Origin of the sequence: Pedobacter sp., from assembly GCF_046462515.1 — a bacterium.
Taxonomy (GTDB): Bacteria; Bacteroidota; Bacteroidia; order Sphingobacteriales; family Sphingobacteriaceae; genus Pedobacter.
In genome coordinates, this window is record NZ_JBKGVD010000004.1 from 149,008 (window position 1) to 161,248 (window position 12,241).

The 12,241-nt window shown below is 39.0% G+C and carries 9 protein-coding genes and 1 riboswitch; of the genes, 6 read left to right on the forward strand and 3 right to left on the reverse strand.

Annotated features, from left to right (window positions below; translation table 11 throughout):
• The first annotated feature begins 88 nt into the window (after positions 1-88).
• The 5 genes from murQ to metF all read left to right on the forward strand — a co-directional run bounded on the left by murQ (position 89) and on the right by metF (position 7,346).
• Positions 89-892, forward strand: a complete 804-nt coding sequence (murQ, locus tag ACLHG9_RS04150) for an N-acetylmuramic acid 6-phosphate etherase (RefSeq protein ID WP_410220261.1) — start codon at positions 89-91, stop codon at positions 890-892.
• 54 nt (positions 893-946) lie between these two features.
• Positions 947-1,513, forward strand: a complete 567-nt coding sequence (locus ACLHG9_RS04155) for a hypothetical protein (RefSeq protein WP_410220262.1) — start codon at positions 947-949, stop codon at positions 1,511-1,513.
• A 38-nt stretch (positions 1,514-1,551) separates the two neighbouring features.
• Positions 1,552-2,310 carry a Bax inhibitor-1/YccA family protein gene (locus ACLHG9_RS04160; RefSeq protein ID WP_410220263.1) on the forward strand — a complete coding sequence of 253 codons (759 nt, stop codon included), beginning with the start codon at positions 1,552-1,554 and terminating at the stop codon, positions 2,308-2,310.
• Positions 2,311-2,456: 146 nt separating this feature from the next.
• A riboswitch (SAM riboswitch) is annotated at positions 2,457-2,555 on the forward strand.
• A gap of 102 nt (positions 2,556-2,657) precedes the next feature.
• Positions 2,658-6,359, forward strand: coding sequence for a methionine synthase (metH, locus tag ACLHG9_RS04165; protein ID WP_410220264.1), 3,702 nt, complete (start codon positions 2,658-2,660; stop codon positions 6,357-6,359).
• A gap of 33 nt (positions 6,360-6,392) precedes the next feature.
• Positions 6,393-7,346, forward strand: a complete 954-nt coding sequence (gene metF / locus ACLHG9_RS04170) for a methylenetetrahydrofolate reductase [NAD(P)H] (protein ID WP_410220265.1) — start codon at positions 6,393-6,395, stop codon at positions 7,344-7,346.
• Between the two features lie 52 nt (positions 7,347-7,398).
• Here metF and aqpZ read toward each other — a convergent pair whose 3' ends face one another.
• Positions 7,399-8,109, reverse strand: a complete 711-nt coding sequence (gene aqpZ, locus ACLHG9_RS04175) for an aquaporin Z (RefSeq protein ID WP_410220266.1) — start codon at positions 8,107-8,109, stop codon at positions 7,399-7,401.
• A gap of 227 nt (positions 8,110-8,336) precedes the next feature.
• Here aqpZ and ACLHG9_RS04180 point away from each other — a divergent pair, with 227 nt between their 5' ends.
• On the forward strand, positions 8,337-9,833 hold the full coding sequence (locus ACLHG9_RS04180; protein WP_410220267.1) for a glycoside hydrolase family 10 protein: 1,497 nt from the start codon (positions 8,337-8,339) through the stop codon (positions 9,831-9,833).
• A 126-nt stretch (positions 9,834-9,959) separates the two neighbouring features.
• On the opposite strand, the gene thrC is transcribed toward ACLHG9_RS04180, so the two are convergent.
• Positions 9,960-11,267: a threonine synthase gene (gene thrC, locus ACLHG9_RS04185; protein ID WP_410220268.1), complete on the reverse strand. Its 1,308-nt coding sequence runs from the start codon at positions 11,265-11,267 to the stop codon at positions 9,960-9,962.
• Positions 11,268-11,307: 40 nt separating this feature from the next.
• Entirely contained in the window at positions 11,308-12,240 is a 933-nt protein-coding gene (locus ACLHG9_RS04190) for a homoserine kinase (protein WP_410220269.1), read from the reverse strand.
• Position 12,241 lies beyond the last annotated feature (1 nt).

Consider the following 12,241-nt stretch of genomic DNA (forward strand, 5'->3'; position numbering starts at 1 on the left):
TTAATTTTTATTCTCGATATTTGTGTTTAAAGCACACTTTCTAAAAAAGCGTGTTTATAAGTTAAGAGATTTATCCCGATTTTATAGAATGAACAGAATTACCGAACAAGAATCAAAATATAAAGACATTGATAAAATGTCTGTATCAGAGATATTAAAGAACATAAACAACGAAGATAAATTAGTACCGCTTGCTGTAGAAAATGCGCTTCCTCAAATAGAAAAATTGGCTACCGCAGTAGCTGAAAGAATGAAAAACGGTGGAAGACTGTTTTATATTGGCGCGGGTACCAGCGGACGCTTAGGCATTGTTGACGCATCAGAATGCCCCCCAACCTTCGGTGTTCCTTTTGATATGGTAGTAGGGATTATTGCGGGAGGTGATACGGCGATACGTAAAGCTGTAGAATTTGCCGAAGATGACGAAGAACAGGCATGGAAAGATCTACAGGAATATGAACTTAACGAAAATGATTCTTTAGTAGGTTTAGCTGCATCAGGTACAACGCCTTATGTAATTGGCGGATTAAATATGGCCCGCAAACATGGCATTTTAACCGGATGTATCATTTGTAACCATGGCGGACCTGTTGTTGCAGCAGCAGATTACCCTGTTGAGGTTGTGGTTGGCCCTGAATTTTTAACAGGTTCTACCCGTATGAAATCGGGAACTGCACAAAAACTGGTACTAAATATGCTAAGTACAACAGTAATGATTAAGTTAGGCCGTGTAAAAGGTAACCGTATGGTTGATATGCAATTAACCAACCATAAACTGGTTGATAGGGGTACGCACATGGTGATGACCGAACTGAACATTAGCCAGGAAGAAGCATCAGCTTTGCTAAACAAATACGGAAGCGTGCGTAAAGCAGTTGAAGCAAAACATTAAAAGCAGATAAGATCATCTAAAACTCTCTTTATTCTTTTACTCTGAAACTTGTAAATGCACGAGATAGAACCATATTACCAATGGCGTGATGATTATATTGCTGCAGAAGATGAGCGGTCGCCATTTTACAATACGGAATATTCTGAGTTTTATTTCGACAAGCAGATATATAATTTCCTCTTGCACCCGCAATGGGATGCCTTTGGTTCAAATACACTTTACCTCAAAGTTTTATTTGTTGATTATGAGCGTTGCTATGCAATTATTGAATTTATAGGCGAATGGAATGACGCCATTACCAATGACATCATGATACTCAAACGCGAGATCATTGAGTTAATGATAGATGAAGGGATTAATAAATTTATTCTGATAGGTGAAAACGTATTAAATTTTCATGCTTCTGATGATAGTTATTACGAGGAGTGGTTTCAGGAAGTTGAAGAAGGATGGATAGCCGGAATAAATTTTAATGAGCATGTGGTTAAAGAATTCAGGGATAACAGTATCGATTACTATATCAATTTTGGTGGCGAACTTGATGAGCTATACTGGCGTAAACTAAAACCTTTACAGGTTTATAAAAAAGTTGAAGAAATATTGACCAAAAGGTTAAATTAAAATAGTATTTTTAACCAGTAACCAATTTAAAAATAAGAATGGAACAACAAAATTATCAATATCAAGACCCTAATGTAATTGTTTTAGAAGAAGGACAAGTGGCAAAGAAATTTTTTGCGAATGTGTTTACTTGGATGTTTGTCGCTTTAAGCCTTTCTACAATTGCGGCATATCTTTTTGGTTCAAATACGGGTTTAATGCAGTATTTAATTACACAAAATCCTGAAACTGGCAAAGTAGGCATGTCTATTTTTGGTTATATAGCTATGTTTTCGCCTTTGGTTTTGGTTTTAACCATGAGCTTTGGTTTAAGCAGACTATCATATGGCGCTTTAGTAGGCGTTTTCATCCTATATTCGGTATTAACAGGAATAAGTTTAAGCTTTATCTTACTGGCTTACACCAGCGGTTCTATCGTAAGTTGTTTTGCTGCCGCTGCTGGCATTTTTGGTATCATGGCTTTTATGGGTTATACCACCAATATAGATTTGAGTAAATTTGGTCCTATTTTAATGGTAGGCTTAATTGGTCTAATCATTGCAAGCCTGATCAATATGTTTATTCAAAGCGAGCAGTTCAGTCTGTTCATGGCATTTATCGGTATAGCTGTATTTACCGCTTTAACCGCTTATGATGTGCAAAAAATCAAACGCATTGGTCAAGGCATAGAAAGCAATGGTGAACAGGCATTACAGGTAGAGAGCAGAAAAATGGCTATTGTTGCTGCTCTTTCTTTATACCTTGATTTCTTAAATATCTTTTTATATCTGCTACGTATTTTTGGGAACAGGAAATAAAAAGCCAATCAAAATATCAACAGCTTTATTTAGGTTATACAAAATTTTATATCAAAGGCCGTGCAAAATTGCACGGCCTTTGTAATTTTATTTGGTTATTGTTACCTCTTTTTTGGAAATAACAAAGCGATGTTGCATTTTTGTACTGCTTATTAAGAAAGGCGGAGGGATTAGACCCAACGATGTCTTAGCAACCTGTGCTAACAAGGTGCTACATTCTACCCGGAACCGGGGAAAGATAAGTTTAAGGAAACCAGTTCCCCTACTTTTAAAGTAAGCCAATAAATTTTGAGTATTGCGTTAAACGATAAGCGTTCACTCGCCAAACGTTAAACGCAGATCGTATTATGAGCATTAGAGAAGAATTAGCAAAGCGCATTTTGGTTATCGATGGTGCAATGGGCACCATGATACAGCAATATCAACTTACTGAACAAGATTTTAGAGGCGAGCGCTTTAAAAATCATCCCTGCGATGTAAAGGGAAATAACGACCTGTTAAATATAACCCGGCCTGATATTATCAAAGCTATCCATACCAGGTATCTTGAAGCAGGAGCCGATATTATAGAAACCAATACTTTCAGCACACAACGCATTTCCATGGCTGATTACCAGATGGAATCGCTTTCTTATGAGCTGAGTTTTGAGGGTGCCAGAATTGCCAAAGAAGCTACAGCTGATTTTATGACAGCAAATCCAGACAGGATTTGTTTTGTTGCCGGAGCCATTGGCCCCACAAACCGTACTTTATCTTTATCTCCCGATGTGAACGATCCGGGTTTCAGGGCTATCTCTTATGATGAATTATATGAAGCTTATTACGAGCAGGTTAAAGGTTTGGTAGATGGCGGTGCCGATGTGCTTTTGATAGAAACTATTTTTGATACTTTAAATGCAAAAGTTGCCATTGCAGCCATTAAAGATTACGAAGAGATCATCGGGCGCAAACTCGAGATCATGATTTCGGGTACCATTACCGATGCTTCGGGGAGAACTTTATCGGGACAGACAGCAGAAGCATTTTTAAATTCTGTGGCACATGCCCAACCGTTAAGTATTGGGTTCAATTGTGCGTTAGGTGCTAAAGAAATGCGGCCACATATAGAAGAATTAGCGGCCAAAGCCGCCTGCTTTGTTTCTGCTTATCCCAATGCCGGTCTACCTAATGAGTTTGGGGCTTATGATGAATTACCGCATGAAACCGCCCATCTGGTAGAAGATTTTATCGAATCGGGTTTTGTGAATATTGTAGGTGGATGTTGTGGAACAACACCTGAGCATATTGGTTGCATTGCCAAAAAGGCAAAAAAAGCACAGCCTCGCAAAATTCCTTTTATAGAACCTTATTTACGTTTAAGCGGACTGGAACCTGTTACCATTACACCTGAAAGTATTTTTGTGAATGTAGGCGAGCGTACCAACATTACAGGTTCTCCAAAATTTTCTAAACTCATCTTAAGCGGTGACTATGAAGCCGCACTTTCTGTTGCTTTGCAGCAAGTTGAGGGCGGTGCACAAATCATAGATGTAAATATGGACGAAGGTATGCTTGACTCAGAAGCTGCCATGACCAAATTCTTAAACCTGATTGCTTCTGAACCTGAAATTGCAAAACTACCTATCATGATCGATTCTTCTAAATGGAGTGTGATAGAAGCCGGATTAAAATGCCTACAGGGAAAAGGAATTGTAAACTCTATTTCCTTGAAAGAAGGGGAAGAAAGCTTTAAATCTCATGCACGTCAGATCTTAAAATACGGTGCAGCAGTAGTAGTAATGGCTTTTGATGAGCAGGGACAAGCTGATAATTATGAACGCAGAACAGAAATCTGTAAACGCAGTTATGATATTTTAGTGAACGAAATCGGTTTTCCTCCCCAGGATATTATTTTCGACCCGAACATCTTAACCGTTGCCACAGGTTTAGAAGAACACAACAATTATGCGGTTGATTTTATAAAAGCTACCAAATGGATCAAAGAAAACCTGCCTTTGGCAAAAGTTAGTGGAGGGGTTTCTAATATTTCTTTCTCTTTTAGAGGAAATAACGTGGTTCGTGAAGCCATGCACTCTGCTTTTCTGTATCACGCCATTAAAGCTGGCTTGGATATGGGTATTGTAAATGCAGGGATGTTGGAAGTTTACGAAGAAATTGAACCTGAACTACTGCAAAAAGTAGAAGATGTACTGTTAAACCGCAGGCCTGATGCTACCGAACGCTTAGTAGAATTTGCTGAAACGGTAAAAAATAAAGGTAAGACCATTAGCAAAGATGAAACCTGGCGCAAAGCAACTGTTGAAGAGCGTCTTTCGCATGCTTTAGTTAAAGGTATTATCGAATACCTCGATGAAGACGTGGAAGAAGCCCGTCAGAAATATCCCCGTCCTATACAAGTAATAGAGGGGCCTTTAATGGATGGCATGAATATCGTAGGTGACTTGTTCGGATCAGGTAAGATGTTTCTTCCTCAAGTGGTAAAATCTGCCCGTGTAATGAAAAAGGCAGTGGCCTACCTGCTGCCATTTATTGAAGCAGAAAAACAGGCCAATCCTGATTTAGACCAGGGAGCCTCGGCAGGCCGGATACTTCTGGCTACTGTAAAAGGCGATGTACACGATATAGGCAAAAATATTGTAGGCGTGGTTCTAGCTTGCAATAACTTCGAAATCGTAGATATGGGAGTAATGGTTCCGGCACAGGATATTATAAAAAAAGCTAAAGAAATCAATGCCGATATTATTGGCTTAAGTGGTCTGATCACACCTTCCTTAGATGAGATGGTGCATTTTGCCAAAGAAATGGAACGCGAAGGTTTTAATATCCCTCTTATTGTGGGTGGTGCAACTACCTCACGTATCCATGCGGCCGTAAAAATTGCCCCGAACTATTCTGGACCTACCATTCATGTGCTGGATGCTTCAAGAAGCGTTACGGTATGCAGCACTTTAATGAACGGCGAGCTGAAGAATAATTATATTACACAGATTAAAGAAGAATACAATAAAGCCCGTGAAGCTCATCTGAACAAACGCTCTGATAAAAGATTTAAAAGCATTGAAGAGGCAAGAGCCTCAAAATTCAAAATAGATTTAAGCAAGGTAGCTCCTGCACCTTTATTTACAGGCACAAAAGTGCTGCATGATTTCCCGCTTACTGAGCTTATTCCTTACATAGACTGGACACCATTTTTCCATACTTGGGAACTTAGGGGCAGTTATCCTAAAATATTCGAAGACAAAAATGTAGGCCATGAAGCGCGGAAATTATTTGATGATGCCCAAGCTTTGTTAAAAACAGTAGTGGAACGAAAATTATTGAAAGCCAAAGCCGTATTAGGTTTTTGGCCCGCTTCTTCAATTGGGGATGACATAGAACTGGAGCTTGATGCCGAGTTATTACCTCAAAGTGGCCTATTGAAAAACGGAAAAGCAAATAAAGTACGTATTCATACTTTACGCCAGCAGGCAGAAAAACCTGAAGGACAACCTTATTATGCCTTATCAGATTTTATCGCGCCAAAAGAGAGCGGAGTAAAAGATTATTTTGGTGCTTTTGCATTAACTGCAGGCATTGGCTGCGATGAGCTGGTAGCTGAATACGAACGCAATCATGATGATTATAACAGTATTTTAATTAAAGCACTGGCCGATCGTCTTGCAGAAGCATTTGCAGAAAAACTGCACGAAATGGTACGCAAAGAATATTGGGGCTATGCAAAAGATGAACACTTTACCAATGAAGAGCTGATAAAAGAGCAATATACCGGTATACGTCCGGCTCCGGGTTACCCTGCCTGCCCCGAGCATACTGAGAAAGGAACTTTGTTTGCCTTATTAAATGCAGATCAAGAAATTGGCCTGCAAATAACGGAAAGTTATGCCATGTACCCTACCGCAGCAGTAAGTGGCTTTTACTTTTCGCATCCCGATTCAAAATATTTTGGATTGAACAAAATTACCAAAGATCAGGTAGAAGATTATGCAAAACGAAAATCTATGCCACTTGAAGAAACAGAACGCTGGCTGGCACCTAATCTGGCTTATTAAATCATCATACATTAAAAATCATAAACCATTGCAATGAAGATCATCGAACATATTAAAAATGCAAAAGGCAAGACCTTATTCTCATTTGAATTGTTACCACCTGTAAAAGGACAGAGCATACAATGGGTTTATGATTCAATTGAACCTTTATTAGAATTTAATCCTCCTTTTATTGATGTAACTTCACTAAGAGAAGATTATATCTATAAAGATAAAGGCGATGGTTTATTACAAAAAATCTCTTACCGTAAACGACCCGGCACCATTGCTATTTGCGCTGCAATTATCAATAAATATGGCATTGATGCTGTACCTCATTTAATTTGCGGTGGATTTACCAAAGAAGAAACCGAAAACGCGCTGATAGATCTTCAGTTTTTAGGTATAGATAATGTACTGGCTTTACGAGGAGATTCACGTCAGGCCGATTCGAGCTTTGTACCTACTCCAGGCGGGCACACTTATGCCAGTGATCTGGTTCAGCATATTAAAAACCATAATAACGGTAAATTTCTGCATGAAGATATCGATACCTTTAAAAGCGATTTCTGTATTGGTGTAGCGGGCTATCCTGAAAAACATTTTGAGGCTCCCAATCTCAATACGGATTTTAAATACCTGAAACACAAAATTGACTTGGGTGCTGAGTTCATCGTAACACAGATGTTTTTTGATAACCAAAAGTACTTTGATTTTGTAAAGAAATGCAGAGAAAATGGTATTAATGTTCCTATTATTCCAGGCTTAAAGCCCATTAGTACCGCCAAACAATTGATCAGTTTGCCAAAGATTTTCCATATTGATTTGCCTGATGACCTTACAGATGCCGTTAATCATTGTAAAACGGCGCAAGAAGTTAAGGAAGTAGGTACCCACTTTATGATTAAACAATGTAAAGAGCTTATTGAGTTTGGTGCTCCTGTACTACATTTTTATACCATGGGCAAGCCTGAACAAACACAAGAAATTGCACGGGCTATATTTTAATCAAAAACAATATAAAGAAATCCCGTTTTCGGGTAACGGGATTTCTTCAAAACTATTGAGCAGTTTCTCTTTTGCCAATCAGGTAAGTGTAAATCAAAGCTCCTGCAATAGCCCCCAAAATAGGTGCTGCCCAGAACATCCACAACTGATTTACATATGCCCCACCGGCTATAATTGCCTGTGAAGTGGATCTGGCAGGATTAACCGATGTATTGGTTATAGGGATAGAAATCAAGTGAATAAGCGTAAGTCCTAAACCTATGGCTAAGCCGGCAAATTTTCCATTGGAAGATGCTGCTGTAGCGCCCAGAATAATAATTAGAAACAAAGCTGTAAGTATAAATTCTGCTAAAAATGCCGAAGCAAGCGCATAGCCGTTAGGTGAAAGCGCTCCATAACCATTGGCAGCAAAAGCGCCAGGTTTTGTATTATCAATTGCAAAATCAGCATGGCCTAAAGCAATCATGTAAAGTGCAGAAGCTGCCAACATTGCTCCCAAACACTGGGAAACAATATAAGGGATTAAATCTTTTAGAGGGAAACGACCTCCCACAGTCAGTCCTACAGATACTGCAGGGTTAAAATGCCCTCCCGAAATAGGGCCAACAGCATAAGCCATTGTAAGTACCGTTAATCCAAATGCCAGTGCAACACCAGCAAAACCAATTCCTAAACTGGGTATGCCTGCTGCAAAAATTGCACTGCCACATCCCCCAAAAACCAACCAGAAGGTACCAAAAAATTCAGCGAATAATTTCTTCATATGATCAAGATTTAGTTTAACAACATCAAGTATAACAGCTTAATGCACAAATTGTTCTCCTTTTTTCTCTAACATTTAAACGTGAATATTTTTTTAATCAAGCTTTACAAACAGATCAGCCTAAAACCAAGAAAACAACTTTATTTTGCAGCTTTATGTTTTGTTTTGCAGGTATATGCAGTATTTAGATAAAATATTTTTATTATTGATGAAAATACTTTGCAATCATGTTAAAAAAAACCATCATTTTTACACTACTCATCTGTTTAATCGTCTTACAGGGGAAAAGTCAAATTGTAAATAGCCCCAAGGCACAGCGTGAATTCAGGGCTGCTTGGGTAGCAAGTGTTGCCAACATAAACTGGCCGAGCAAACCAGGTCTTAGCACACAGCAACAACAGGATGAAGCCATTGCTTTATTAGATATGTTGCAAAAAAATAATTTTAATGCAGTTATTTTTCAAATCAGGCCACAAGCAGACGCATTTTATAAAAGCGACCTGGAGCCTTGGTCATATTACCTAACAGGAGAACAAGGTAAAGCCCCTGATCCTTATTATGATCCTTTAGAATTTTGGGTAAATGCTGCTCATGAACGCGGTATGGAGCTTCATGTATGGTTAAATCCTTATCGTGCACATCATATTGCAGGTGGTCCGGTTAGCGATTTCTCGGTAGTTAAGAAACATCCCGATCTGGTAGTAAAATTAAAACAGGGCTACTGGTGGTTCGATCCTTCAAAAAAAGGCACTCAGGACTTAGCTGTTGCGGTGGTAAAGGATATTGTAAAACGATACGATATAGATGGCGTACACTTTGACGATTACTTTTATCCTTATGCCGAGTATAACGGTGGAGCAGATTTTCCGGATGATGAAAGTTATGCAGCTTACCAAAGCAAAGGAGGGAAATTATCAAGAGGAGACTGGCGTAGAGAGCAGGTAAATATTTTTGTAAAACGTATTTACAAGACCATTAAAGCAGAGAAAAAACACGTAAAATTTGGAATCAGTCCTTTTGGTATATGGCGTCCGGGTTATCCTGAGTCTATCAGAGGAATGGATCAGTACGACAAACTTTATGCTGATGCCAAGTTATGGTTAAACAAAGGCTGGATAGATTATTTTATGCCACAGCTATATTGGCAAATTAACAATATTCCTTTAAGTTTTCCCGTGTTATTAAACTGGTGGAACTCAGAAAACACCAAACATCGCCACTTATGGCCAGGATTGAACAGTGGATTAGGGGGCGGTGAAAAGAACAGCGATGAAATCATCAATCAGATCATGATTTCTCGTGCTACTACACCCCTATCACCAGGAGTGGCCCACTGGAGCATTGCTGCTTTACTTCAACATGAAAGCCTACGCAAAGATCTATTAGCCGGACCTTATCAGGAAGAAGCTTTGGTTCCTCAGTCTTTATGGCTCAACAAAAAGCTACCCGCGTCGCCATCGGTAAGCACTGAGAACAGGGATAATGATTTATACATCAAATGGACGCAAAAAGATGCTAAGGACGTATTTAAATATGTAGTTTATACCTTGTATGGCTCCAAATGGACATACCGCACGCTAAATACCAAAAGCTCATTCCTTCAATTGCCAAAAACCATTGAATTAAATGGTAAAGTTAAATCTACCCAAACGTTGAAAGCCATTATGGTTACAGCAGTTGACAGAACTGGAAATGAAAGCAAAGGAGAAATTATTAATTTATAATGAGTTAAAAGGGGTTGTTTAATGGCTATGATGTCAGACTGAGCTTGTCGAAGTCTCTCGTAATGGAGGCTTCACATTTCGACAGGCTCAATGTGACACAGCCATATTTCAAACAACCCATTTTAACTAAACCCGCATTAAGTAATTCTTAAATGCATCAAAATTGGCGACTAATCGTTCTGATTGTTTTTGCCTATTTGCCAGATTTTTAACCTGTACAGGGGCTTCTATCTTGGCAGCGATCTCATCAGGAAATACTTCAGGAAATTTGCAAGGATGTGCAGTTGACAAAAATACCGTTACATCATTATTTGGTACCCTTTCTTTCTTATAACTTTCTGTTGCCAGATAAGCAATAGCTGTATGAGGGCAGGCAATGTAAGCATATTTATCACAAATTGCTTTCATACCTCTTAGCGTCTCTTCATCTGTAAAACGATAAGCTTTGACCATCGTTTTTATGGCTTTCGTATCATTATGAAACAAATCCATAATGCGTACCCAATTACTCGGCGCCCCCACATCCATAGCGTTTGCACAAGTAGGTACAGATGGTTTGGTTTGATAAATTCCTGTTTCCAGATAACGGGGAACAGTATCGTTTACATTAGTTGCCGCAATAAATTGCTTTACAGGCAAGCCCATTTTAAAAGCCAGTAAGCCTGCTGCAATATTTCCAAAATTACCACTTGGTACAGCAAAAGTTACCTGTTCAACACCTATACGTTTAAGCTGGGCATAAGCATTGAAATAATAAAAAGTTTGCGGTATCAAACGGGCAATATTAATAGAGTTAGCAGAAGTTAAACGAAATTTCCGGTTCAGTTCTTCATCTGCAAAGGCCTGTTTAACCAAAGCTTGACAATCATCAAAAGTGCCTTCAATTTCTATCGATCTTATATTTTGCCCGTTTGTGGTTAACTGCAGTTCCTGTACGGGGCTAACCTTTCCTTTAGGATAGAGAATGGTAACCCGTGTATTCGGCACACCTAAAAAACCTAAAGCCACGGCTCCGCCGGTATCGCCTGATGTAGCCACAAGTACATCCAGCATGGGCCCTCCCTCATGTAAAAAGTAACTCATTACCCTGCTCATAAAACGAGCGCCAAAATCTTTGAAGGCTAAAGAAGGCCCATGAAACAATTCTAACACAAAAGTAGAATCATCAAGTCTTACAACAGGTGCTTCAAAATTTATAGCGTCATCTATCAGTTTTTTTAATTGCTGCTCAGGTATATCATTTTTTAACAATTTAGTTGCTATTTCAAAGGCAATTTCAGGAAAAGTATATTTTTCGATCTGATTAATAAATTGATCTCCTAATTGTGGAATAAACTCAGGCATATACAATCCTCTATCTAAAGGCATGCTGTTAAAAACAGCTTCCTTAAATGATACACGCAAGTTTTTATTTTGGGTTGAATAAAATTTCATTTTTCAAATATTGATTACATGTAAATAACTGGAGTTCAGATCACAATAGTTTAGGTCCTTCGGTGTTTACCGCTGATACAAAAGCAGAACTGTTGATTTTCATCTTTGAAAGATACGCTTGCTGTAAATCGGTTATTTTTCTAGCAGTAAGAGGATCCCCGGCCAATGCAAAAACTGAAGGTCCAGAACCTGATATACCAAATCCTACAGCTCCGTTTTCCATTGCTATGTTTCTCAATTCTTCAAAACCTGGTATCAGGATAGATCGAAAGGGCTCTACCAACACATCTTTCATGCTACGTCCCACTAAATCCAAATCATCTAAAAACAAACCACTTACCAAACCCGCAACATTACCCCATTGTGTAACCGCATCTTTCAATTGAATTTTTGTACGGATCATTTGCCTGGCATCTTTTGTAGGTACATCAACTTCGGGGTAAACAATAGCTACATGTAAACTGGCTGGTACAGGCAATGATATAATATCTAATGGATCATAGCTTCTGATCAACACAAAGCCTCCCATTAGGGCTGGGGCTACATTATCTGCATGCCCATAACCACAAGCCAGCTCCTCTCCTTTCATCGCAAATGGCACCAATTCTTTTGCTGTTAACAGATTACCCATTAATTGATTAATGGCAAAAAGGCCCGCAACTGTACTTGCCGAGCTAGAACCTAATCCGCTACCTATAGGCATTTTCTTATGCAAAGAAATTTCTACACCCACATCTTCTCTGTTGATATGTTTAAGGTAATGTTGTACAGATGCGCTTACTGTATTTTTATGGCTCTCTAAAGGAAGTTTGCCACCATCACCTGTAATCTGTATAATTTTAATACCCGGTTGATCTGTAAGCGTCATCAACACTTCGTCTCCAGGTTCATTTACGGCAAACCCCAGCACATCAAAGCCGCACACCACATTAGCTACAGTGGCCGGAGCAAATACTTTAAGCTGCTTTTTCATG